This is a genomic window from Streptomyces violaceoruber, from assembly GCF_033406955.1.
GTDB lineage: Bacteria > Actinomycetota > Actinomycetes > Streptomycetales > Streptomycetaceae > Streptomyces > Streptomyces violaceoruber.
This window is the reverse complement of sequence record NZ_CP137734.1, coordinates 8,443,006-8,466,382: the sequence shown is the minus strand read 5'-3', so window position 1 is coordinate 8,466,382 and position 23,377 is coordinate 8,443,006. Positions and strand designations below refer to the sequence as shown.

Sequence of the window (23,377 nt, the reverse complement as noted above, 5' to 3'; positions counted from 1 at the left end):
GGTCAGGGAGCCGAGCGGTGCCCCGCGACGGCTCCGAACGCTCGGAGCACGGGTGAACGACCCGTCCGGGGGACCGTCCACAGGACCTGACCACGCACTCCCCGGTCGGCGAGCAGGGCGTTCGCGGCCAGGAAGCCGGTGGTGGCGGCTCGTTCCATGAGGGCGACGGGCAGGTCGCAGCGGATTCCGTCGCCGGCCAGGGTCAGCCAGGGATGCGGGGTACGCACGGTGGGGCGCCGCCGGTGGGAACCGACCTCGAACATCGGGCAGTCCGCGCGCCATTCGTGCCGGGCGTCGACGACGCGGGCCTCGCGGGTCTCCGGGTACACCTGGTGCAGCCGGTCGACGAGCTCGTCCTGCACCTCCTTCGGTTCGGCCGCCGGGTCCACGGCGTAGGCGTGCAGTTCCACGACGGATCCCCCGGTCCACGCGGCCCAGCGGGCGGCCTCGCCCTCGTACCGCTCCAGGACGCTGACGTTGTCCAGTCCGCCGTAGCCGCTGGTGCCGAGGAACCCGGGCCGGTCGGCGTCGACCGGCCGGTCGAGCCAGAGCCGCGAGACGAGGAACGGCGGCGCGGTGCGCAGGGCGGCGATGCCGTCTCGCCAGGTGTCGGTGCCCAGGCCGGGTGACGCCGCGACGGTCTGCCGCAGCCCCGCGGAGTCGAGGGCCAGCACCACCGCCTGGTGACGGTCGGCACCGGTGTCCGTGAGCACGTCCGCTCCCCCGTCGGCGCGGGGAAGGACCCCGTGCACCGGGGTGCCGGTGCGCACGTCGGCTCCGAGGCGTCGGAGGTAGGCGCCCAGTGGGTTCCACAGTGCCTGGGGGAAGGGTTCGACCGGCACGTCGAAGAGCAGGCCCTCGGACGATCCGAGGAAGTAGATGTGGAACATCAGCAGCAGTTCCGCGGCGGACAGCCGGCGCGGATCGGCGAAAAAGCTGCGGGAGAACACCTCGAAGGCCAGGTGGTGCGCCGCTTCGGGGAAGCGCACGCTCTCCAGGAACGCGGTGGCGGTGACGCCGTCGAAGCGTTCGTACACCTGGGGCACGCGCACGTCGAGGAGCGGCAGGGCGGCCCGCGGGTCCATCGCGGCGAGGTCGCGCCATCCGAAGGTGGGGCTGAGGGCGACGAATCCGATCGCGCTGAGGGGCGGGGTCCGCGGGACGCGGGCGAAGCCGTCGGTCAGGCCACCGCTGTGCCGCAAGGGGTAGTCGGGCAGCGGGGTGAGGCGGTCCAGGCCGGGGTCGGTACGGCGGAGCAGTCCGCGGAGGTTGTAGTACTGGCGGAAGAAGGCGTGGAACCCGCGGGTCATGGTCACGGCGCTGCCGTCGGCCAGGGTGGTGCGCCGGCCGGAGAGCCTGCCGCCGACCGCGTCCTCCTTCTCGTACAGCGTCACGCGGGCGCCGCGTTCGGCCATGAGGGTGGCCGCGGCCAGACCGGCGATCCCGCCGCCGATCACCGCGACGGACGGCTCGTCACCGCGTCCGAATCGGTCCGCACCGGGTGCGGGGAAGACGATCTCGGCCTTGCGGTCGCGGCCCCGTCGGGCGGCGGCGGTGCGGCGGACGGTCACAGGACGCGCTCCTCTGTCGTGGTGGGGTTGCCGTTGCGGGCGAGGAAGGTGTGCACGATGCCCGTCTGCCATCCGGCGACGGGGGCGACGCGCACCGAGGTCAGGCCGGCCCGCGTCAGCCGGGCGGCGAATTCGGGGGCGGTGTCGAAGGCGACGACGCTGCGCCGGAGGTGGCGGTAGAGGGAGCGGTCGCCGGTGAGGGTGCCCGCGGGGATGACGACTCCGCGGCACACCGCCGACCACAGGGCCCGGTGCCCCGGCGAGCCGCTGAGGCTGTACTCGTGGGCGGCGAAGCGTCCGCCCGGCCTCAGGAGTTGCCGGACGGCCCGCAGGACCGCGTCCGGGTCGGTGACGTTGCGGAACAGGTAGGCGGCGAAGACGGCGTCGAAGGGGCCTTCGTCCTCACGGGTCGTGGCGAACTCCTCGGCGGTCAGGTGGAGGAAGCGCACGCGGGCGGGCCACGGTTTGACCAGTGCTCGGCGCAGCATGCCCGCGGAGGCGTCCACGGCCGTGATCCGGGCTCGTGGCGCGGCCCTGAGGAGGGCCCGGGTGGAGGCGCCGGTACCGCACCCGAGGTCGAGCAGATGCAGTCCGGCTCCGTCGGCGGGGAGCGCGAGACGGCGGGCGGAACGCAGGAGGCCCGTGCGGTAGCCGGGGTTCAGGGCCGTGAGGCCGTCGTAGGTGTGGGAAGCGTGGTCGAAGGCGCGGGCCAGGTCGTGGTCGCGCAGGAGTGTCATCGGTTGTTCCCTCCGGTTCGGGCGAGGGGCTGGGACCGGCGTGGCAGGAAGGGCACTTCGGCCGCGGTGCGCAGCATCGGCCGGACGGGAGTGCGCAACCCGATGCCCCACTCCTCCCGGAGGGAGGTCGTGCCGTCGAGGAACCTCAGCAGGCGCTCGGCCGGGACCCGGCGGAACAGGTCGGTGAAGAAGCGCGGTCCGTCGATGCGACCGGTGTCCAGCGCACGCAGCAGGACCGCGTCCATGGCCCGCGCCCGTCGCCCGTGCGGTGCCGGGACGCGGTCGTGGCCGTCCCGCAGGGCGGCGGCGATGGCTCCGCTGTGCCGTTGCACCGCGGCGAACGTGTAGCCGGTGGCGGGGCGAGTGGCACCGCCCGCGGTCCCGATGCGGTACACGGCCGGCCCGGCACGTCCCGGGAAGCGGGCGTCGGTCATGGGGATGACGCCTTGTTCCGTCCGTTCCACGGTGAGTTCGCCCAGTCCGAGGATGTCGCGGCAGTAGCGCCCGAGTGCCGACTCGTATTCCTCGGTGGTCAGCGGGGCGCGGGAGAACTCGGTGTACTCCACGAGCGCCCGGTCCGGCGCCAGCGGCAGGACGTAGCCGAAGGCGAGTCCGTGGGTCGGCTGGGGCACGCGGAAGTCCATCAGGTCCGCGACCGCCGGGTCGAACCGGTCGGTGCGGGTGTGTACGAACCAGCCGCGGAAGTGCTGCAGCAGACACGTACGCGCCGGCGGCAGCTCGGGAAGCGGCCGTGAGTCGAAGACCCGCCGGGCGTACAGCGTCAGCGGCCGGCCTCCGGGCAGCGTGCAGCGGACCTCCGTGCCCGCGGGCACGGCGCGAACCGATTCCGCCGTACCCCGCAGAAGGCGCGCACCGTCCGTGCGGGCCAGGCGGCCGTGGACCATCCGCTCGAAGTCGGCGGAACGCACCATGCGGTAGGTGAACGGGGCCGGATCGACGGTGACCGACCCGCCGTCGGCGCCGTGCAGACGCAGCACGGACCAGGACGCGCCGACCGCCTCTTCCAGGCCGTCGGCGGCCGCCCCCCAGTAGCACCAGGTGCGCTCCGCGGGGCGCAGCGGACCGTCCGGCGGCTCGATCAGGGTCACGGCAGGGGCCGTGCCGTTCTCCGTCAGCCGGTGGGCGAGGCTGAGTCCGGCCGCACCGCCACCGATGACGAGCACGTCGGAGTCCTGGGCGGAACGGGGTGTCACCACAGTCGCCGTTCGACGACCGGGCTTCCGTCGGGACCCGGGTGCGGCGGCTCGGCGGGCGTCGGGCGGTCGGCCTCCATCAGTACCCCACCACCCCGTCACCGGCCTTCGCGGCCGCGCCGCAGGCCCGTGCGGCGCCTGCCACCGGGACACGCACACGCTTCGGTTCCACGCTTCACCCCTCGTACGGACGGCGGGTCCGTCCGGTCGCCCTGGCTTCGGGACCGAGGCCGTCCTTGGATGCGGCCGGGCACGACTTCGTCATCGGCCTCACCTCTGCGGTTCCCGGTCGGCCCGAACCTCCCGCGCCGCGCGCGTGCCCGAGGCCAGCGCGCCCTGTACGGAGCCGGTCGCCCGGTGGTCTCCGCACACGTACCGGCCGGAGCCGATGCGGGTGGTGCGGCTCAGCGGCCAGGGGGGAAGCATCGCCGGCAGCGCGCCGTCGACCGTGCGGGCCGCGACCTGCTCCCACCCGCTCGTGTCGGTGCCGTACAGCTCGGCCAGCCGCCGGAGCACCGCCTGTCCCCTGCCGGGCGGGTCCGTGCCCAGTACGGAAGTGGAGACCAGTCCGGTGCCGGGGGGCGCGTACGTGGGAGCGACCTGGCTGAGGACGCACGTGTTCAGGACGGCTCCGGTGCTGTCCACCGTGAGGATCGGTTCGGCCGTCGGCGGGCTGTCGGTGGCGTGGTAGTAGGTGGTGACGGTGCGGGTGTCCGGGACGGTCAGGTCCGGGAGCAGCCCGGCGGCGGTCGCCGGGTCCGTCGCCACCACGACGACCCGGGCCGGCACCTCGCCGCCGTCCCCGAGCAGTACTCCGGCGTCCGTGATCTCCGCGACGGGCGTGCCCAGGCGCAGGACGCCGTCGGGCAGGCCGTCGGCCAGCTGGGCCGGTACGGCGCCGATGCCCTCCGCCGGCAGGCACAGGGACCCTCGGACCATGCTCCGCCAGACCAGGTGGAAGAACCGGGCTGAGGTCTCCAGCCGGTCCTCCAGGAAGACGCCGGACAGGAACGGCCGCAGGATGCCGGCGATCGCCGCGTCCGACAGTCCCACCCGGGACAGGGCCGCCGAAGTGGGACGGTCCCGGCGCCGTCGGGTGACGGCCACGGGCAGAACGGCGTCCCGTGCGGTGAGTGCCGCCAGCGCGGCCAGATCGCGGGCCGGCAGAGCCCGCCCCGGCAGCAGCGTCCCCGCCGCGCGGGGCTCCCTGGTCGGATCGGCGAGGCGGACGGGCCCGTTCGACGTGTGGGCGACGACACCCGCCGTGAACGGCCTCAGTCGCAGACTCTTCAGCTCCATGCGCCGCTTCACCTGCGGATAGGAGGTGTTGAACACCTGGAACCCGCGGTCCAGCAGGAATCCGTCCCGCCGGTCCGTGCGCATCCGGCCGCCGACACCGTCGGAGGCCTCCAGCAGTGCCACCCGCCATCCGGCGCGGCACAGGTCGAGGGCGCACGCCAGGCCGGCCAGACCCGCGCCGACGACGACCGCGTCCGCTGCCCGGCGTTGTCCGTCGCTCATATGTCTCCTCACTCGACGTCACGTCCGTGATGCCCAGGGGCAAAGGCCGGCCGGTCGGCCTCTCCGCCCCGGCCGGTGCCCCGGACCGGTCGGCACGGTCGGGGGCCGGAAGCCGGTGCGAGTGCGGGGAAACTCCCGCCGGCCGACGACCGGGCCACGACCACCGGGTCAGCGGACCACGTCCCCCGGCCCATGCCCAGGCGCCACGACCAAGGACGGCCGGACGACAACACCTCACGGGTACACCGACGGCTCCAGAGCGGCGACCGCCTCGGCAAGCCCCGACGGACGCGCCAGACCGGCCACCGCCTGGCCCGCCCATCCAGGGCCCAGGGTCAGGACGACGGGCCGGCGCCGGGCCCCGCGCACTCCCCACTCCATGGCGGCCACGTGCTGGGCCAGCGGCCGGCTGGCGGTGGTGCGGGACTGCGACCACAGCCCCACCGCGGCGGGCCCGGTCCTGCGCACCGCCGCGACGAGCGACTCGACGGGCAGCGCACCGCCGAACATCCGCACCGGGACGCCTCGCTCCGTGAGTGCCGCGGACAGTACCTCCAACGGCAGAGTGTGGTTCTCCCCCGGTACACAGGCGAGCACCGTGGTGGAACCGGGACGGTCCTCGACCGCGGGGGGCGCGGCGCGGCGGAGCGCCCCGGACACGTGCCAGGACAGGAAGTGCTCGACCTCGACGTACTTCTCGCCGGACGTCTCCCACTTCCGGCCGACTGCCTGGAGCGTCGGCACGATCACCTCGGTCCAGGCCGCGACCAGCCCGTGTTCGGCGATCGCGGCGAGCAGCAGTTCGTCCAAGGCGGCGGCGTCCAGACGCAGGGCGGCCCTCGCGATCCCCCGGCACTCCTGTCGTACGTCGCCCAGTTGCAGGCCGCTGCCCGCCCGGCTCCGGCGCCCGGTGGGAGCACGTCGAGCCGCGTCGGTGTTTCGGGCTCCGGCCGCCGTCGGACGCTCTTCACTGCGCGCGAGCCGTGCCGCCTCGGCCGGTGGCAGCCCGGTCGCCGTCAGGGCGCACATCCGTTCCAGCCTCGCCAGGTCCGCCGCCGTCCAGCGCCGGTGCCGTCCGTCGACGTGCGCGTCCGGCCCCAGCCCGTACCGGCGGTCCCACGTGCGGACCGTGGTGGGCGCCACCCCCAGACGCCGGGCCACCTCGCCGGTGGTCAATCCGCCACGGGGCGGACCGCCGTCGTCGACCGGCTCGTCGCCGTCTCCCGTGTACGCGTTCACATGCTCACTATACGACGCACAAACGACGCATGTTGCTTGCGTCGTTTCCTCACCCAACACTGGGACCACGCACACGGCAGCCACGCAGGGCAGACCGGCGACGTGCCGCTCGGGGACGGCCCCTCCCGTCCCCGTACGACGCACGGCAGGAGGAACGGGCATGAACACGCGTACACGACCGACCACCACCCCGGTCCCGCCCGTGGAGGAGACGCGGTACGAGGAGGAGCTGGCGCAAGGCCTCGTGAAGGCCGACGAGGACGCGTTCGCGGCCATCTACCGGCGCTGGGGGTCGCTCGTGCACACTCTGGCCACCCGGTCCCTCGGCGACACCCACGAGGCGGAGGACGTGACTCAGCAGGTCTTCGTCGGCGCATGGCGCGGGCGGCACGGTTTCCGGCCCGAGCGGGGCACACTCGGCGCCTGGCTCGTCGGCATCACGCGTCGGAAGGTCGTCGACGCGCTGGCCGCCAGGACACGGCGCCTGGCGCTGGTCGAGTCGGCCGGGCAGGACATCGCGCCCGCCCGTCTCGTCCAGCCGGCACCGGACGAGGTACTCGACCGCGTACTGCTCGTGGAGGCCCTGTCCCGATTGCCGCAGGCCCAGCGGGATGTGCTGTGCATGGCCTTCTACGAGGACCTGACGCAGGCGCAGATCGCGGAACGCACGGGGGTTCCCCTGGGCACGGTCAAGAGCCACGCCCGCCGCGGCCTGCATCGGCTGCGCACGGCGGTCGGCCCGGGCGCCGCACATGACACGTGCGTCTGACCGGGCCGGAGCAGAGACGCCCCGGGGCGCATCCACGGCACCGGTCGCCGGCGAAACACCCTCGAGACCGCCCAGCAGACGGAAACTCCCTACGGAGGGGTGATTCCCATGATGTCCCGGACCACCATCGCCGTCGCCGGCTCGGCCGGGGCCTGTGCCCTGGCCCCGACCGCACCCGCCGCCACGGCTGCTCCCGAGCAGGCGCAGGACACGGGCCTGGTGTCCGTCTTCCACGGTATCCCCGGCACGACGGTCGACGTCCACGCCAACGGCGACGAACCACTCGGCGACTTCCAGCCCGGCACGGTGACCGATCCGCGGTCCCTCGACGCGGGGACCTACGACATCGAGGTCTTCGAGGCCGGTCGGGATCCCGATTCGACGCCCCTCGCGGTCCACCCGGGCGCCGGCGGCACGGCAGCCACCCCGAACTCGTCCGACCGGTGGCGTGCCCGGGCCGCGACGCCGGCACGATCGCGGTGACAGCCGTCCTCGCCGCCTCGAACCGGCCGCCGGAGCCCACGCCGGACCGCGCGACCGTGACGGCCCCCGTCCTCACACAGTCCGCGTGGAGAAGACGAAGCCCGAGACACAGGAGGGCGCAGTGGGTCACGTGCATCCGTCGCACCTGGTGGAGCTGGCACTCGGTCACGCCAGTGGCGAGGCGGACGTCGGCGCCCTGCGGCATGCCGCGTCATGCCCGCGCTGCCGCGAGGAACTGCTCCGGTTGACCCGCGTGGTGACGGCTGCGCGCGGCGCGGAAGCATCGGACCTGCCAGTGCCTCCGCCCGAGCGCGTGTGGCAGCGCATCGCCCTCGAAGTACTCCCGGAGACCGACCGGGTGCCCCGTCTCCGGGTATCCTCCGCTCACGGGTCCGCCGACGAGAGGGTTCGCGGTTCCCGGCGCCGGTGGACCGACCACGCGGGCGACGGCCTCCTCGGACTGGCTCTGGCCATCGCCGTCCTTCTGCTCCGGCGGTGGCGGATCAGGGCCGGCTCGGGGAACTGATCACCGAGGTCCGCGTCTCCCGCGTGCACCTGTCGTCCCGTCGACCGCCGTGCACGCAGCCCATGTCCGCACCCTTTCCGAGTCCGCCCGCACGTGGCGGCCTGTCGTGAACGGCGGGTTCAAGTGGGCGGGTCCAGTCCGTACAGGGTGCGGCCGCCGACCAGCTCCCGGCCGCTGACCAGGTCCGGCGCGATGCGCACGAAGACCTCCACGGGCCAGGGCACCCAGGAACGAGGACCGGTGCGAACGAGTTGCTCGTGTTCCCCGGGATCGGTGACCACCGAGGCGAGGCCGGTGACGACGACGCTCCAGCCGGAGTGCGTCACGGCGTCGACTTCGTCGGCCTCGAAAGCGACCACGGCACCGTCGACGGCACGGACCAGCTCCGAGGAAGCCGACGTGCGCAACAGCACGGCACCGCTCTCCTCCAGAATGAAGTTGACCGGCAGGACGGCGGGCAGGGCGTCGCGGGTGTGCACGATGCGGCCCACGGGCGCGTTGGCCAGCCGCTGGAGGCTCTCCTGTCGGTTCAGCTCGCGGAATCCGTCGTTGCGGTACATCAGCCGGGTGTCTCTCCGTGTGTCGTCCGGTGCGTTGCGCGTACTCCCATCCTGCAGCCCGTCGGCGACCGCGACGGCGAGTTCGGCGGTGTGCGGGGCGACGTGCTCGGCGTGGTACTCGACGAGGCCGACGCCCTGTCCCGCACGTTCGGCGAGCAGGGCCCGGTGCCCGCGCCGAGCCGGCGCGCACACGGTGTCCGCGGCCGGGCCGGCGGAGCGGGAGCCGGCCGAAAAGAAGCGCAGGCGGCGGTTGTCCGGTGACATCTCCGCGTAGAGCCCCTCCAGTTGCTCGTGGTCCCCGGCTCGACGGCGCGGATACGGACGGTGGTGCCGTCCGTGAGCAGCGCGTGGACTGCGGGGCGGTGTGGCGTGTCGTCCTTCATGGCGGTTCTCCTTCGAGCCGCTCGGGTCCTGTGTCCTGCCGAGCGTCCGTCACGACGTCGGACGCGCCCAGGGACCGACCGGGGGTGCCCGCGGGGCACGTCCGGCCCCCGGTCTCCCGCCGGCCGTCCCGGGCGGCGGCCTCGGGCGGTCATGTCGTGTCGGGTACGACCGCGACCGGACAGGCGGAGTGGTGCAGAAGGGTGTGGGCGACCCGGCCGAGGCGGTGCCCGAACTGCCCGGGACGCCGCCGGCCGACGACCAGCAGGTCCGCCTCGTGGGAGGCGGCCGACAGCACTCGGCTGGCCGGTCCCTCGGCCGTACGGCGGCGCAGGCGCACGTCCGCCGGGGCGTCGGCGAGCGCGGCCTCCAGCTCCTTGGCCGCCCGTTCCTCGTGAAGACGCTCGGGCGTGCCCGCGAGCAGCGGGTGGTCGACCGTGTCGTGGGTGGGGCATCTCCATGCCCGTACCGCGTCCAGGGCGGCGCCGCGCCGCCGGACCTCCTCGCAGGCGAAGCGCACCGCAGCGGTGGGCGCGTCGGCCACACCCACCACGATGCGGCCGCGCCGGCCGCCACCGGCGGCACGGTCGTCGTGGTCCCCCCGGGTCACGACGACCGGACAGTCCGCCATGGTGGCCACCGTCAGGCTGACGGAGCCGAGCAGCAGGCCGGCGAGTTCGCCCCGCCCGCGGGTGCCCAGGATCACGGCGGACGCGTTGCGCGCCTCGCGCAGGAGGACGTACTCCGGTTCCTCGGCCGTCGCTTCGGTGGTGACGGCGAGGTCCGGGTGGTGACGACGGGCGCGACGGGTGGCGACGGCGAGGATGTCGTCGGTGGTGACGTGACCGGACGGCTTGCCGAGCTCCCGGGCGAGGGAGGCGCCCTCGTAGCGGTCCCAGCGGTAGGCGTGGACGATCCGCAGGGGTACTTCGTGCAGGGCGGCCTCGTCAGCCGCCCAGTCGACTGCCCCGAGGCTCGACTCGGAGCCGTCGACTCCGACGACCATGGGCAGGTACATCGTTCTCAGCCTCCCGCGTTGAGATCGAACACGATCCGGGCCTTGACCTGTCCGCCGAGGACCTCGTCGATGCAGTCGTTGACGGCGGCGAGCGGACGGGTCTCCCGGATGACCTTCGTGCGGCCCTCGGCGTGGAGTTGGAAGACCTCGGCGAGATCCTGCCGGGTGCCGACGATGGAGCCGATGACCGAGGTGCCGTTGAGGACGGTGTCGAAGATCGGGACCTGGAGGGTGCCGTGCGCCGGCAGGGCAACCATGACGAGTTTCCCGCCGCGCCGCAGACCGGAGTTGACGGCCTGGAAGGCGGCCGGGTTCACCGCGAGGGCGAGGGCGGCGTGCGCGCCGCCGTGTCGCTTCAGCTCGGCGCCGACGTCCTGGGTGCGGGCGTCGATGACGAGGTCGGCGCCGAGTTCCCGGGCGAGTTGGAGTTTGTCGTCGGTGACGTCGATCGCGACGACCCGCGCTCCGGCGATCTTCGCGTACTGCACCGCGAGGTGCCCCAGTCCGCCCACGCCCGAGACGGCGACGAGCTGGGCGGGCCCGACTTCGGCGACCTTCAGTGCCTTGTAGGTGGTGACGCCCGCGCAGGTGAGCGGGGCGGCGTCGAGGGCGCTGACGCCCTCGGGCACCGGCTGCGCGAAGTCGGCCCAGGCAAGCATCTTCTCGGCGTACCCGCCGTCGCAGCCGTACCCGGTGTTGACCTGGTCCTCGCACAGGGTCTCCCAGCCGGACCGGCAGTGCTCGCACCGCCCGCACGCCTTGCCGAGCCAGGGCACGGCGACGCGTTGTCCGACGGCGAGGTGGGTCACGCCGTCGCCCAGCTTCTCGACCAGGCCGACGCCCTCGTGCCCGGGGACGAACGGCGGGGTGGGCTTGACCGGCCAGTCGCCGTGGGCGGCGTGGATGTCGGTGTGGCACAGGCCGGATGCCTCGACGGCCACGAGCACCTGCCCCGGACCGGGCTCCGGGTCGGGCCTGTCCTCGATGACCAGGGGCTTGCCGAACTCCCGGACGACCGCTGCCTTCATGGTCCTGCTCCTTCTGTGCTCGTCTTCGGTGGGCCGCGTCAGTCGTGCGCGACGACGGCGACGGGGGTGGTGGCGTGGTGCATGACCGCGTGGGCGACGGCGCCGATGTGCACACCGAACGGGCTGCGGCGGATACGGCGGCCGACGACGACGAGGGAGGCGTCGCGGGCCGCGTCGATGAGGTGCTCGGCGGGACTGCCGAGCCGGCACGTCTCGGTCACCTCGACGTCCGGGTACTTCTCCCGCCAGGGCAGCAGTGCCTCGCCGAGTGCTTCGGCCTGGGCGCGGGCCAGTTCCTCGCGCGGGTCGAACCCGGCGGCGATGCTGTAGGTGTAGGAGGACGGCAGGTTCCAGGCCCTCACGGCGGTCAGCGGGGCCCGCCGGCGCCGCGCCTCCTCGAAGGCGAAGGAGAGGACGGCCTCGTCCGGGCTGCCGGTGTCCAGTCCCACGACCACGGGCCGGAAGCCCGTGGCGGCGGACGGGATGCCGGTGGGGTCCTTGAGGTGTTCGTCGGCGGCCTGTTCCCCCGCGCGGACGAGGATCACCGGCGTCTCGGTGCGGGCGATCACGGACTGGCCGACGGATCCGACCAGGAAGCCCGTGAGCCCGCTGAGGGCGCGCGAGCCGAGCACCAGCAGTTCGGCGTCAAGGGTGCCGGCGAGCAGGGCGTCCGCCGGATTCCCGGTCGCCTGCTCGGTGGTCACCTCGACCCCCGGGTGCCGCAGCCTCAAGCCCTCGGCCGTGTCCCGGGGGATCCGTTCGGTCCAGTGCTGGTGGGTCTCGGCGCCGAGGAGCGGAGCCTGGGCCATGGGCTCCGGTACCGGCTGCCAGACGTGGAGCAGTCGTACCGGCACCCGGCGCAGCGTGCCCTCGCGGGCCGCCCACTCCGCGGCTGCCCGGCTCTCGGGCGAGCCGTCGAGTCCTACGGTGATCGTGCGGGCCATTCCGGCCACCTCCTGTGTCTTCTGTTCTGTTCTCAGCGTCTCTTCGGGCGGTCTACGGGGGCAGGGGCCTGTGGTCCCGGGACGGGGCCGACCGTCCCTGCCCGCAGGGTGATGGGACGGGTCCTCGGGCGGGCCCGCCCCACCGGTCGTGTTCAGCGCAGCCACGCGTGGTCGCGGACGATCGGGAGCCTGGCCCACAGCCGGCCCAGTCCCAGGGCGTCACCGGCCGAGACAGCGGCCAGCGCGATCAGCAGCACCGCGTACAGCACGTGGTAGTCGGCGAACGGATTCGTCGACATGCTCGCCGACCCGTCGGACAGGTGCTTCGCCGGCGGCCACTCCGCCGCCCACATCAGCGCCATCATCACCGTCCCCGCCACCGCGGCCGGCCGCAGCGCCACCCCCGCCGTCAACGCCAGCCCGACGCCGAGCAGGCCCAGCATGAACAGCCAGTCGGCCCACGCCGCCCCGGCCCACGAGTGGAACGTCGACTCCATCGGACCGACCGCCACGTGCCCGAGGAAGCCCTCGGTCGGCGAACCACCGTCGATCCAGCCCTTGCCGGAGGCGGTGGCGTAACCGAACCCGAACGTCTTGTCCAGGAACGCCCACAGGAAGACGAAGCCCATCAGCACCCGGGCCGACGCGAAGACGAAAGCCCGGGCGGTGAGCGCGCCGGCCTCCACCGAATCTGCCGCCCCCGGCACGGATACGGCGCCGTTACGGCGCGAGGACGGCAGGTGGAAACCCGAACCACGATGCGTGGACTGGTGCATGGCCATGACAGTGACCCCTTCGGAGAGGATGCGGTTGGTTCCTGACACCACTCACTCTCCCGGGCCCCGCCACCCCGCACCCGACGCCGAAAGTCCGCACCCCGGGGGCTCAACAGCCCCAATCCGCGGGGACCTTCGGCCGGCGGTGCCCGTACGGCCCTTACGCGCGCGTCCGCGAGGGCCGAGGCGGGGAGGTGTTCGCCCACCGGCCCGGCCGGCCTCGGACGTGGGCGGGAAGGAGGAGTAAGGAGGAGTTCCGATGAGTTCGTCAACCTCGACGCCCCGGTCGCGGAGCGGCTGGTCGCGACGGCCGTGGCCGCGCCGTCCCTGCGCACCACCCAGCCCTGGCGCTTCCGGCTCGATACCGACAGCCGCACGGTGCACATCCACGCCGCCGCGGATCGGGCGCGGCGCCACACCGACCAGGTGGGCCGCGCCTCGCACCTGTCGGAGGGTTGCGCGGTGCTCAATCTGCGCGTCGTCGCCGTCCACTTCGGCCGGGAGCCGGTGACCCGCCCGCTCCCCTGCCCGGACCGTCCCGCTCTGCTCGCCACGGTCCGTCTCGCCGAATCCGTGCGCGATGCACCGGAAACCGGCCTGTATGAGACGGTGTGGCGTCGGCACAGCAGCCGTTCCCCCCTCTCGGGGCGCCCGCTGCCGTCGGACCTGCTCACGGAGCTGATCGAGGCCGCTCACCTGGGGGGCGCGACCATGCGTTTCTCCGGACGCCACGACACCGAGCGGGAGCTGTGCGCCACGTGGGAGGTGGAGTGGCGCAATCGCGCGGACACCGACCGCTCGGCCCAGAGTCGCCGACTCGTCAGCGGCCCGCACTCCCCGTCGCTGGGACTCCCGTCGGCGGCGCTGGGTCCGCAGGACGCGCTGGACCCTCTGCCGATACGGAACCTCGGAGCCCACCGGCACCCGGAGGTGCTGCCCGCCCGCGCCTTCGAGCCCCGGCCGCTCCTCGCGCTCCCGTCCGCCGCGCACGACCGGCGGACGGACTGGCCGCGGGCCGGCCAGGCCCTGGACCGCGTACTTCTCCTGGCCACCCGGCGCGCAGTGCGCGCATCACTTCTGCACCAGGCCATGGAGTGGCCCGACCTGCGCCGGGCCCTCGACGGTCTCCCGGTCGACGGCCCCCGGGGGCACACGCAGATGGTGCTCCGGCTCGGATACGGACCGCGGGGGCCCGCCTCACCGCGCCGTCCGGTGGAGGAGACGACGGCGGACCACGAGTGATCGGGTGCCGTCCGTCCACCGACGCCGTGCGTCAACGGGCGGACCGGCCGCCTTCCGCCCTGTCGGGGGAGTCGGCCAGCGGCGCGTGCCACACCAGCCGCGTCCCCTTCCCGCCGGGGCTTTCCAGATCCATGCCGCCGCCGAGCTTCTGCGCTCGCTCGGCCATGTTGGTCAGGCCGCTGCGCCGGCCTCCGTCGGGGATGCCGACGCCGTTGTCCGTGACCGTCAGACGGACCTGCTTGCCGTCCGTCTCCAGCACGACGTCGGCCCGGTCGGCCCGGGCGTGCCGGGCGACGTTGGTCAGGGACTCGGTGAGAACGGCCATGACGTGGTCGGCGGTCCGGGCGGGCACGTGCGTGTCGAGCAGGCCCTCCATGCGGACGCTGGGAGCGAAGCCCAGGAGCGGGGCGGCCTCGCCGACCGCGCGCACCGCGCGGGAGCGCAGCCCGGGCACCGCGTCGTCGTCGCGGGAGCGGAGGCCGAAGATCGTCGACCTGATGATCTTGATGGTTTCGTCGAGATCGTCCACGGCCCGCAGGATCCTCTCGGAGGCCATCGGGTCCTGGACGCGGCGACCGGCGCTCTGCAGCGTCATACCGGTGGCGAAGAGCCGCTGGATGGCCAGGTCGTGCAGGTCGCGGGCGATGCGGTCGCGATCCTCCAACAGGGCGATCTGCTCGGCGTCCGCACGTCGTTCCGCCAGCTCCATCGCGACTGCGGCCTGGGCGGCGAAGACCAGGAGCGGCTCGGTCTCCTCCTCGGAGAACTCCTGACCACCCGACTGCCGGACCAGCAGCACGACACCGCGGGCCTCGGCGCTCGAACCGATCGGCACGGCGACGCCCGGCCCCAGCCCCTCGAAGCGCGGCGGACCGGCCGAAACCCGGGAGTCACGGCACACGTCCGCGCTGTGGACGGGCGCCCGCTGAACGAAGGCCTGCCCGATGAGCGTGCCCTCGACGGGCAGCACGATCCCGCGCCATGCGTCGGCCTCGTGACCGACCGCGAGTTCCACCGCGAGGGTGTCGGTCCCGCTCACCGGCGTGGCCACCACGCTCAGGGTGGACCCGGTGATTTCCCTGGCCCGCTCGGCGATCAGCGGCAGTACCCCACCCTGGTCCGCTCCGGACATCAGCGTGTGGGTGATCTCGGCGTTCACCTGGAGCCAGCGCTCGCGCAGCCGTGACTCCTCGTAGAGGCGGGCGTTGTCGATCGCCACGCCGGCCGCCACGGCCAGCGTCGCGAGCACCGACTCGTCGTCCTCGTCGAACTGCTGTCCGCCGCGCTTCTCCGTCAGGTACAGGTTGCCGAAGACGTGGTCCCGCACCCGGATCGGTACGCCGAGGAAGGTGTTCATCGGCGGGTGATGGGCCGGGAACCCGTAGGAAGCGGGGTGGTCGGAGAGTTTCGCCAGGCGCAGCGGCTCGGGATGTCGGATCAGCTCGCCCAGGATGCCGTGGCCCTCGGGATAGGGGCCGATACGCGCGATCTGCTGCGCGTCGACGCCCACGGTGTGGAAGGCCGACAGCCGCTTGCCGTCCGGGCCGATCACCCCGAGCGCCGCGTACTCCGCGTCGACCAGGGCCGCCGCGGCCTCGACGATGCTGCGCAGTGCCTGCTCCAGGTCGAGTTCGCGGCCGACCGACAGCACGGCCTCCAGGAGGCTGTGGACCCGGTCCCGGGTGCCACGCGCCGCGTCCAGACGGGCCTGCAGCTCCTCCAGCAGCTCGTCGAGCCGCAGCTGGGGCAGCCGCACCCTGGCCTCGCGGGTCTCCTCGGCGTTCTCCACCGCTGCTCCTCCAACGCCTCACCGCTTGCCGGCAGCCGTACCGTGCACCTGCCACGGTAGCGGCTCGAACAGGGAGACGATGAGAGATCGGCGCCGTCACGCGACCCGACCGGCCGGAATCGTCAGTTCTGGCCTTCGGTGCGCATCCGGTCCCGTGCCTGGGTGGCAATGACGGCGGCCTGGATACGGCGTTCCACGCCGAGCTTGGCGAGCAGGCGGGAGATGTGGTTCTTGACCGTCTTCTCGGCCAGGTAGAGCCGCTGGCCGATCTGCCGGTTGGTGAGCCCCTCACCGATCAGTTCGAGGATCTCGCGTTCCCGGTCGGTGAGCCCCGGCAGCATCTCGGGCTCCTCCGCCGGCTGCTGCCCGCCGCCGCGCAGCCGTGCCATCAGCTTGGTCGTGGCGCTGGCGTCCAGCAGCGACTGGCCGCGGGCCACCGTACGCACGGCCGAGACCAGGTCCGAGCCCTGGATCTGCTTCAGGACGTAGCCGGCCGCTCCCGCCATGATCGAGTCCAGCAGCGCCTCCTCGTCGTCGAAGGAGGTCAGCATCAGGCAGGCCAGGTCCGGCATCTGCGACCGCAGCTCCCGGCAGACGGTCACGCCGTCGCCGTCGGGCAGGCGCACGTCGAGGACGGCCACGTCGGGGCGCAGGGCGGGCACCCGGACGAGCGCCTGCTCCACCGTCGCCGCCTCTCCGACCACGGTGATGTCCGGTTCGTCGTCCAGCAGGTCGTGCACCCCGCGTCGTACCACTTCGTGGTCGTCCAGGAGGAAGACCCTGACCGGGCTTCCCGTAACGTCGCCCTGCTCGCTGTGCGCCATCGGATGCTCCTCGCGATGTCTCGGCCCGTGTCGGAATCCTTTCTTCCCAGGATGGCCGAGGTCCAGGGCCGGTCGGCCCCGTTTCGCCCGCGTCAGTGGGCCATGAGGCCGTGCTCGCGGAACCGGACCCGTACGCGGTCCACCAGCGTCCTGTCCGGGACCGGGGTGTCACGCAGCGGGAAGGGGACGCCCAGGGCGTCGTACTTGGCGGCGCCGAGCTTGTGGAAGGGCAGGATGTCGACCCGCTCCACGCAGGCGAGGCCGGAGAGGAAGGCGGCGAGTCCGTCGACGGCGTCCTCGTCGTCGGTCCAGCCGGGCACCAGGACGTACCTGATCCACACGCGCCTGCCCAGCCGGTCGAGACGGGTGGCGAAGTTCACGGTGGGGGCGAGGGCGCCGCCGGTCAGCTTCCGGTACATGGGGACGTCGAAGGACTTGACGTCCAGCAGCACCAGGTCGGTGTCGGCCAGGAGCTCGTCCGAGGCCCGGGCGCCGAGGAAGCCGGAGGTGTCGAGCGCGGTGTGCAGGGCGGCCTCCTTGCAGCGGCGCAGGACCGCCGCGGTGAACGCCGGCTGGAGCAGGGGCTCGCCGCCGGTGAGGGTCACGCCCCCGCCGGCGGTGGTGAGAAAAAAGGCGGTACTTGTCGATCTCCGCCATCACCTCGTCGACGCCGGCCTCCCGGCCGTCCCGCATGTGCCAGGTGTCGGGGTTGGCGCAGTAGAGGCAGCGCAGGGGCAGCCGCTGGTGAAGAGGACGAACCGGGTCCCGGGACCGTCCACGCCGGTGGACAGGTCCCAGGAGTGGATCCGGCCGGTGACCGTCCCGGGTGCCGTGGTCGGGAGCATGGTGCTCACAGCGATCCGTGGAAGGTGCGGCTGATCACGTCGAGCTGCTGCTCGCGGGTGAGGCGGACGAAGTTCACGGCGTAGCCGGAGACCCGGATCGTCAGTTCGGGGTACTTCTCCGGGTGCTCCATCGCGTCCTCCAGCACGGCGCGGTCCAGCACGTTGACGTTCATGTGGAAGCCGCCCGCGGACATGTAGGCCCGGAGCCGCGCCGCCGTGCGGCCTCGAAGGCGAAGTCGAGCACTTCGTCGCAGGGGCGGTCCACGCGCAGCCCGAGCACCACGTCGCGGTACGGGGTCTCGGGAATCTCTTCCGGAGCGAGGCCGTCGGCGGCGGGCAGATGCTCGTCGGCGGCGCTCCGCCCGGCCCGGACCAGCACCACGGGGTGGTCGGCCCGGGCGACGACGCGCTGGGAGACGGACCCGGTCACGAAGCCGCCGACCGGTCCCGGGCCGGGAGACCCGAGGACCAGCATCTCTGCGTCGTCGGCGGCGGTGACCAGGGCCGTGACCGTCGCGTCGCACACGAGGCGTTCGGTGATCCGCAGGCCGGGATGGGCCGAGCGCACACTGCGCACGGCCTCCTCGAGGGTCCGTTCGGCCCACGCTCGCTCGGTACCGCCGACGCGGAGGTACGGCGTGGGACGGGCGCGGCGGTGCCAGACGTGCACCAAGGTGATACCGCTCCCCCGCCGCCGGGCCTCGTGAGCCGCCCAGTGCGCGGCCGCGAGGCTCGCGGGCGACCGGTCGATCCCCACCGCGATGTCGTACTCCATGACGTTTCCCCTGCCTCGTCGATCGGTTTCCGGACGTCCCCGAGCCTCCTCCTCGCCGCGGCGGGGCCGCAGGGGCCGTCCAGCCCTCCTCCGAGCCCTTCGGACCCTGCGGGGCGGGGGCGGCACCGGGCCGACCGGCCCTCCGGCCGGGACCGCCGGTACCTCGCGCTCAGGAGGCCGGCGTTCGACGCTGGAAGGACCGAGCCCGCGACCGAGGAGCGCAGCGCCATGGCCCGTTACGTGTACGACTTCACCGAGGGCGGCCGTGACATGGCCGGACTGCTCGGTGGCAAGGGATCGAATCTGGCCGAGATGACCCGGCTCGGGCTGCCGGTGCCACCGGGGTTCACCCTCACCACCGAGGCGTGCCGGAGCGTCCTGGACACCGGTGGTGAGCCTCCCGGCCTGTGGGAGGAGGTTGCCGGGCATCTGACGGACCTGGAGACCGGCTCGGGCCGGCTGCTCGGACAACCGGACAACCCCCTGCTGCTGTCCGTCCGCTCCGGCGCGAGGTTCTCCATGCCCGGCATGATGGAGACGATCCTCGACATCGGTCTCGACGACGACTCCGTCCACGGGCTGGCCAAGGTCTCCGGGAACGAGCGCTTCGCCTGGGACTCCTACCGGCGTCTCGTACAGATGCTCGGCACCACCGTCATGGGCGTCGACCCGTCACTGTTCGAACGGGCCCTCACCCAGCTCAAGGAGGCGCGCGGCGTCCCGGACGACGTGCACCTGGACGCCGAAGACCTGGCCCGGCTCGTGGAAACGTACAAGAACGTCATCCACCAGGAGACCGGCGAGCGCTTCCCGCAGTCACCCGTCGAGCAGTTGCGCCGGGCGGTCCTGGCCGTCTTCGCGTCCTGGAACGGCGAACGGGCCCGCCTGTACCGGCGCCGCGAGCACATCGCCGACGACCTGGGCACCGCCGTCAACGTGCAGCGCATGGTGTTCGGCAACCTCGGCTCCGACTCCGGCAGCGGCGTCGCCTTCACCCGCGACCCGGCCACCGGGGCCCGGGGCCTGTACGGCGACTACCTGCCGAACGCCCAGGGCGAGGACGTCGTCGCCGGGATCCGCAACACCGTGCCGCTGACCGAACTGAAGCGCCTGGACCCCGGCGCGTACGGCCGGTTGCGGGCGCACATGGAGACCCTGGAGCGGCACTACCGCGATCTGTGCGACATCGAGTTCACCATCGAACGCGGCACCCTGTGGATGCTCCAGACCCGAGTGGGCAAGCGCACCGCCGAGGCCGCCTTCGTCCTCGGCGCCGATCTGGCCGACGAAGGGCTCATCACCGCGGACGAGGGCCTCGCCCGGGTCAGCGGCGAGGGCCTGGCCCGGTTGATGTTCCCGCGCTTCGACACCGCGGTGACCGGTGACGTGCTGGCCCGCGGTGTCCCGGCCTCGCCGGGTGCCGCGGTGGGTGCCGCGGTCTTCGACTCGGCTGAGGCCGTCCGCCGCGCCGCCGACGGGGAGAGGGTGGTCCTCGTCCGGCAGGAGACCACGCCCGACGACCTGCCCGGCATGATCGCCGCTCAGGCCGTGCTCACCAGTCGCGGAGGCAAGACGAGCCATGCCGCCGTCGTGGCGCGCGGCATGGGCAAGGTCTGCGTCTGCGGTGCCGACGAACTCACCGTGGACACCGGGGCCCGGCGCTGCACCGCACCGGACGGGACGATCGTCGAGGAGGGCACCGTCCTGTCCGTGGACGGTACCGCCGGGACGGTGTACGCGGGCGCGGTGCCGCTGGTCGACTCGGCCGTCATGCGCTACCTGGAGGCCGGGGCGGGCGGCCGGGCGACGACCGGTGTGGTCGACGCGGTGGCCCGGGCGCTGGCCCGCGCGGACGCCGTCCGGCGGCTGGAGGTGCGGGCCAACGCCGACACGCCTCAGGACGCCGTTCGCGCGCGCCGGTTCGGCGCACAGGGAATCGGTCTGTGCCGCACCGAGCACATGTTCCTCGGCGAGCGGCGCAAGCTGGTCGAGGAGATGATCCTGGCGGGGACGGACGCGGGGCGCGAGCGGGCGCTCGCAGCCCTGCTGCCGCTCCAGCGCGAGGACTTCACCGGCATCCTGGAGGCGATGGACGGCCTGCCGGTCACCATACGGCTCCTCGATCCGCCGCTGCATGAGTTCCTGCCGGACCGCGCCGACCTGGCGGTGCGGATCGCCACCGCCGAGGCCCGCGGCGAGGAACCGGACGCGCACGACGCCGAGCTGCTGGCCGCCGTCGGCCGCATGCACGAGGAGAACCCGATGCTCGGGCTGCGCGGGGTGCGCCTGGGCCTGGTGGTCCCCGGCCTGGTCGCCATGCAGGTGCGGGCGCTCGGTGAGGCCGTGGCGCAGCGCCTCGCGGCCGGGGGCGCCCCCCGGGCGGAGATCATGGTGCCGCTCGTCGGGGACGTGCGGGAACTGCGGCTCGTGAGGGAGGAGGTGGAGCGGGTCCTGGCCGAGGTCTCCGACACCTCGGGAGTGCCGGTCACGTGCCCCGTCGGCACCATGATCGAGTTGCCCAGGGCGGCGCTCACGGCCGGCCGGATCGCCGAGGACGCCGAGTTCTTCTCCTTCGGAACCAACGACCTGACCCAGACCACCTGGGGGTTCTCCCGCGACGACGTCGAGGCCGAGTTCTTCTCCGCCTACCTCGACAGGGGCGTCTTCCCCGTCTCGCCCTTCGAGACACTCGACCGCGACGGCGTGGGCCGGCTGGTCGGCATCGCCGTCGAAGAGGGCCGCGCCACCCGGCCGGACCTCACGATCGGCGTCTGCGGCGAGCACGGCGGTGACCCGGACTCGGTGCACTTCTTCCACTCCGCCGGCCTCGACTACGTCTCCTGCTCCCCGTTCCGGGTCCCGGTGGCTCGGCTGGAGGCCGGGCGGGCCGCGCTGGACCTCGCCGATGCCGGCGACAGCCGGTGAAGCGGGACCGTCGGCCCCGGCCTGGGGGGGGCCGGCCGCCCCTGGAGCGGCGGCACCGGGGCGCGACAGGCTGGAGCCGTTCCGTAGCGATCCCGAGGAGTTGAGCACATGGCTGCCAAGGACATCGGTGCACGCGGTCTCGGTGCCACCGTCCGGGTGCGCGCCGAGGGCGACGTGGACGAGGGGTCGCTCGCCCACCTCCGGGAATCGCTCGCCCACCTCCGGGAAAAGGTCGCCGCCGTGCTCGACCGTCCCGGCCTGCCGTCGGCGAGCGGCGAGGTGCGCGTCGTCCGGGCGGCGGCCCACCACGTCGAGCTGCCGTGGTCCGCCGGCGCGGAGATCCGGCTGGGCAACCACCTGGTGGTCGTCCACGCCCGCGAGGCGAGCGCCCGGGAACTCGCCGACCGGCTGGCGGACCGGCTGCGCGGCAACACGGACCGCGTCACACACCGCGGCGACGCCACTCCCAAGGCGGCCGCACCGCCCCCGTGGCGTGGCGGTCCGGGGCGCTAGATGTGTCGTTTGGATCAGGCCGGCCGCGGCCGACGGTGCCTTGTGGCCGACCCGAGCGGGGTCTGGTGCCTGCAGCTGCAAGGCGGAGGAGAGCGACAGGGCCAAGCCCTGGCAACCGACGACAACGCCGCAGATGCGCGTGCCAGACCCCGCGACCCCGGCAAGATCCAAACGCCCCCCAGGCGCCGCCCGGCGGGCCCGCCGACCTGGGGGGCGGGGGCGGGACCGGTCCGGTCCCCAGGCCCGCCGTGCTCAGAAGGAGGAACCGCCGTGCCCAGTCGCACTGTTGGCGAAGTGATGTCCAGGAACGTCGTACGGGCCGCTCGGACGACACCGTTCAAGGAAGTCGTCCGGCTCCTCGACCGGCACCGGATCAGCGGTGTGCCGGTACTCGACGACGACGACAAGGTGCTCGGAGTGGTCTCCGGGACCGACCTCGTGCGCGCGCAGGCGCACCGGGCGGGCCGTCGGCCGGCCCGTGCGGTCACCGCGGCGGACGTGATGTCGAGTCCCGCGATCACCGTGCACCCGGAGCAGACCGTCCCGGACGCGGCCCGGCTGATGGAGCGCCGGCGAGTCGAGCGGCTGCCCGTGGTGGACGAGGAGGACCGGCTCATCGGCATCGCCACCCGGCGGGACCTGCTCCGCGTCTTCCTGCGCACGGACGACGACATCCGCGACCAGGTGACCGCGGAGGTGGTCGTCGGCGGCCTGGGGCTGCGGTCCGGAGCCGTCCGCGTCCTCGTCCGCGACGGCGTCGTCACCCTCGACGGCCGGGTGGAGCGGCGCAGCCAGGTGCCGGAAGCCGTGCACGCCACCTGGCGGCTGGAAGGCGTCGTCGGTGTGGTGAACGCCCTGACCGCCCGCGTCGACGACTGCGCCCCGCCCTCCGGCCACGAGCCTCGGGCCCGCCTTCGCCGTTCCGCTGCGGACCCGTGAACGAGTGCGGGGCGCACGTGCTCGTGGACAACGCGCCGGGGGTCACCGTCTTCCCGTAGGCGGTCGTCGACCTGATCACCGCGTTCGGCGACCAGGCGGCGCTGGCTCTGCACGTGACGGGATCGCACGGGATGTGCACGACCTCGTCATCCAGCGGCTCTTCGCCGGTGCTCTCTCCCCGCAGCCGGCTCTCGGCAGGGTCACCGGCCGGCCGAAGGCGAGTGAGCGGATCCAGCGGGTCGTGGCGGACCTGGACGACACCATCAAGGTGATCCGGTCCACGATCCACGCCCTGCGGGAAAGCGACCGACAAACCGGCACCGCTCTGCGCTCCCGTCTGGTGGGCGTCACCGACCGGGCGGCCGAAGTCCTCGGTTTCGCCCCCGCCCTGCGCATGACCGACCTGCTGGACACGGCCGTACCGGCGGAGCACGGTGCACACCTGCTCGCCGTACTGGAGGAAGCCCGGTCGAACGCCGCCCGGCATGCCCGGGCGAGCGCGGTCGACGTCGGTGTCGACGTCGCAGGCGCCGTCACGCGGTTGCGGGTCGCCGACAACGGCCGCGGGATCGCCCCTCGGATGACTCGCCGCAGCGGACTGGCCAACCTCCGGGGGCGCGCCGAGGCACTGGGCGGCACGCTGGACCTGTCCGCCGAGGAGGGCGGGGGCACCCTCGCGCGGTGGACGGTACCGCTGCCTGCGTCCGCCGCCGCGGGCTGAACGCCGCGCCGCCATCCGGTGTCCGCCCCGGACCGGG

Annotated in this window: 21 protein-coding genes and 2 pseudogenes; 8 read left to right on the top strand and 15 right to left on the bottom strand. The window is 73.4% G+C overall.

Annotation, left to right across the window (positions count from 1 at the left end; genetic code table 11):
• Positions 1–2: 2 nt before the first annotated feature.
• The 5 genes from R2E43_RS38160 to R2E43_RS38140 all read right to left on the bottom strand — a co-directional run bounded on the left by R2E43_RS38160 (position 3) and on the right by R2E43_RS38140 (position 6,282).
• Positions 3–1,571, bottom strand: coding sequence for an FAD-dependent oxidoreductase (locus R2E43_RS38160; protein WP_136207243.1), 1,569 nt, complete (start codon positions 1,569–1,571; stop codon positions 3–5).
• Positions 1,568–2,308 carry a class I SAM-dependent methyltransferase gene (locus R2E43_RS38155; RefSeq protein ID WP_093455302.1) on the bottom strand — a complete coding sequence of 247 codons (741 nt, stop codon included), beginning with the start codon at positions 2,306–2,308 and terminating at the stop codon, positions 1,568–1,570. Before R2E43_RS38155 ends, R2E43_RS38160 begins: the two co-directional genes overlap by 4 nt.
• The gene (locus tag R2E43_RS38150) at positions 2,305–3,522 is read right to left on the bottom strand and encodes a lycopene cyclase family protein (RefSeq protein ID WP_030862107.1); all 1,218 of its coding nucleotides are present in this window, start codon (positions 3,520–3,522) and stop codon (positions 2,305–2,307) included. The genes R2E43_RS38155 and R2E43_RS38150 overlap by 4 nt, the downstream gene beginning before the upstream one ends.
• A gap of 270 nt (positions 3,523–3,792) precedes the next feature.
• A complete protein-coding gene (locus R2E43_RS38145) occupies positions 3,793–5,043 on the bottom strand; it encodes an NAD(P)/FAD-dependent oxidoreductase (protein ID WP_189285190.1) in 1,251 nt (416 codons plus the stop codon).
• 234 nt (positions 5,044–5,277) lie between these two features.
• Positions 5,278–6,282, bottom strand: coding sequence for a MerR family transcriptional regulator (locus tag R2E43_RS38140; protein WP_189285189.1), 1,005 nt, complete (start codon positions 6,280–6,282; stop codon positions 5,278–5,280).
• 160 nt (positions 6,283–6,442) lie between these two features.
• On the opposite strand from R2E43_RS38140, the gene R2E43_RS38135 reads away from it, so the two are divergent.
• From R2E43_RS38135 to R2E43_RS38125, 3 genes are all read left to right on the top strand, one after another.
• The gene (locus tag R2E43_RS38135) at positions 6,443–7,051 is read left to right on the top strand and encodes a sigma-70 family RNA polymerase sigma factor (protein WP_265697192.1); all 609 of its coding nucleotides are present in this window, start codon (positions 6,443–6,445) and stop codon (positions 7,049–7,051) included.
• A 108-nt stretch (positions 7,052–7,159) separates the two neighbouring features.
• On the top strand, positions 7,160–7,534 hold the full coding sequence (locus R2E43_RS38130) for a DUF4397 domain-containing protein (protein ID WP_193484193.1): 375 nt from the start codon (positions 7,160–7,162) through the stop codon (positions 7,532–7,534).
• Positions 7,535–7,619: 85 nt separating this feature from the next.
• On the top strand, positions 7,620–8,060 hold the full coding sequence (locus R2E43_RS38125; RefSeq protein WP_246549847.1) for a hypothetical protein: 441 nt from the start codon (positions 7,620–7,622) through the stop codon (positions 8,058–8,060).
• Positions 8,061–8,179: 119 nt separating this feature from the next.
• Here the strand turns inward: R2E43_RS38125 and R2E43_RS38120 are convergent, their stop codons facing one another.
• The 5 genes from R2E43_RS38120 to R2E43_RS38100 form a co-directional block, all read right to left on the bottom strand.
• The gene (locus R2E43_RS38120) at positions 8,180–8,620 is read right to left on the bottom strand and encodes a pyridoxamine 5'-phosphate oxidase family protein (protein ID WP_003978669.1); all 441 of its coding nucleotides are present in this window, start codon (positions 8,618–8,620) and stop codon (positions 8,180–8,182) included.
• A 532-nt stretch (positions 8,621–9,152) separates the two neighbouring features.
• A complete protein-coding gene (locus R2E43_RS38115) occupies positions 9,153–10,019 on the bottom strand; it encodes a universal stress protein (RefSeq protein ID WP_093455306.1) in 867 nt (288 codons plus the stop codon).
• Between the two features lie 5 nt (positions 10,020–10,024).
• Positions 10,025–11,047, bottom strand: a complete 1,023-nt coding sequence (adhP, locus tag R2E43_RS38110) for an alcohol dehydrogenase AdhP (RefSeq protein ID WP_003978667.1) — start codon at positions 11,045–11,047, stop codon at positions 10,025–10,027.
• A gap of 38 nt (positions 11,048–11,085) precedes the next feature.
• A complete protein-coding gene (locus tag R2E43_RS38105; RefSeq protein WP_003978666.1) occupies positions 11,086–11,991 on the bottom strand; it encodes a universal stress protein in 906 nt (301 codons plus the stop codon).
• A gap of 152 nt (positions 11,992–12,143) precedes the next feature.
• Positions 12,144–12,773, bottom strand: coding sequence for a DoxX family membrane protein (locus tag R2E43_RS38100; protein WP_173668689.1), 630 nt, complete (start codon positions 12,771–12,773; stop codon positions 12,144–12,146).
• Between the two features lie 291 nt (positions 12,774–13,064).
• Between R2E43_RS38100 and R2E43_RS38095 the strand changes: the two genes are divergently transcribed.
• Positions 13,065–14,009: an Acg family FMN-binding oxidoreductase gene (locus R2E43_RS38095; RefSeq protein ID WP_398896924.1), complete on the top strand. Its 945-nt coding sequence runs from the start codon at positions 13,065–13,067 to the stop codon at positions 14,007–14,009.
• A gap of 31 nt (positions 14,010–14,040) precedes the next feature.
• Here R2E43_RS38095 and R2E43_RS38090 read toward each other — a convergent pair whose 3' ends face one another.
• The 5 genes and pseudogenes from R2E43_RS38090 to R2E43_RS38070 all read right to left on the bottom strand — a co-directional run bounded on the left by R2E43_RS38090 (position 14,041) and on the right by R2E43_RS38070 (position 18,242).
• The gene (locus R2E43_RS38090) at positions 14,041–15,798 is read right to left on the bottom strand and encodes a two-component system sensor histidine kinase (protein WP_016325007.1); all 1,758 of its coding nucleotides are present in this window, start codon (positions 15,796–15,798) and stop codon (positions 14,041–14,043) included.
• 122 nt (positions 15,799–15,920) lie between these two features.
• On the bottom strand, positions 15,921–16,622 hold the full coding sequence (locus R2E43_RS38085; RefSeq protein ID WP_003978662.1) for a response regulator: 702 nt from the start codon (positions 16,620–16,622) through the stop codon (positions 15,921–15,923).
• 92 nt (positions 16,623–16,714) lie between these two features.
• A pseudogene (pflA, locus tag R2E43_RS38080) lies at positions 16,715–17,467 on the bottom strand (pyruvate formate-lyase-activating protein).
• Positions 17,468–17,472: 5 nt separating this feature from the next.
• A pseudogene (locus R2E43_RS38075) lies at positions 17,473–17,673 on the bottom strand (autonomous glycyl radical cofactor GrcA); the annotation flags it as partial.
• On the bottom strand, positions 17,637–18,242 hold the full coding sequence (locus R2E43_RS38070; RefSeq protein ID WP_011026925.1) for a universal stress protein: 606 nt from the start codon (positions 18,240–18,242) through the stop codon (positions 17,637–17,639). The gene R2E43_RS38070 and the pseudogene R2E43_RS38075, both read right to left, overlap by 37 nt.
• Before the next feature lie 228 nt (positions 18,243–18,470).
• On the opposite strand from R2E43_RS38070, the gene ppdK reads away from it, so the two are divergent.
• The 4 genes from ppdK (at position 18,471) to R2E43_RS38050 (ending at position 23,340) form a co-directional block, all read left to right on the top strand.
• Positions 18,471–21,167 carry a pyruvate, phosphate dikinase gene (gene ppdK / locus R2E43_RS38065; protein WP_332057061.1) on the top strand — a complete coding sequence of 899 codons (2,697 nt, stop codon included), beginning with the start codon at positions 18,471–18,473 and terminating at the stop codon, positions 21,165–21,167.
• 108 nt (positions 21,168–21,275) lie between these two features.
• A complete protein-coding gene (locus R2E43_RS38060; protein ID WP_265697178.1) occupies positions 21,276–21,680 on the top strand; it encodes a hypothetical protein in 405 nt (134 codons plus the stop codon).
• 270 nt (positions 21,681–21,950) lie between these two features.
• Positions 21,951–22,619, top strand: a complete 669-nt coding sequence (locus R2E43_RS38055; protein WP_265697176.1) for a CBS domain-containing protein — start codon at positions 21,951–21,953, stop codon at positions 22,617–22,619.
• 4 nt (positions 22,620–22,623) lie between these two features.
• Positions 22,624–23,340 carry a sensor histidine kinase gene (locus R2E43_RS38050; protein ID WP_011026929.1) on the top strand — a complete coding sequence of 239 codons (717 nt, stop codon included), beginning with the start codon at positions 22,624–22,626 and terminating at the stop codon, positions 23,338–23,340.
• Positions 23,341–23,377 lie beyond the last annotated feature (37 nt).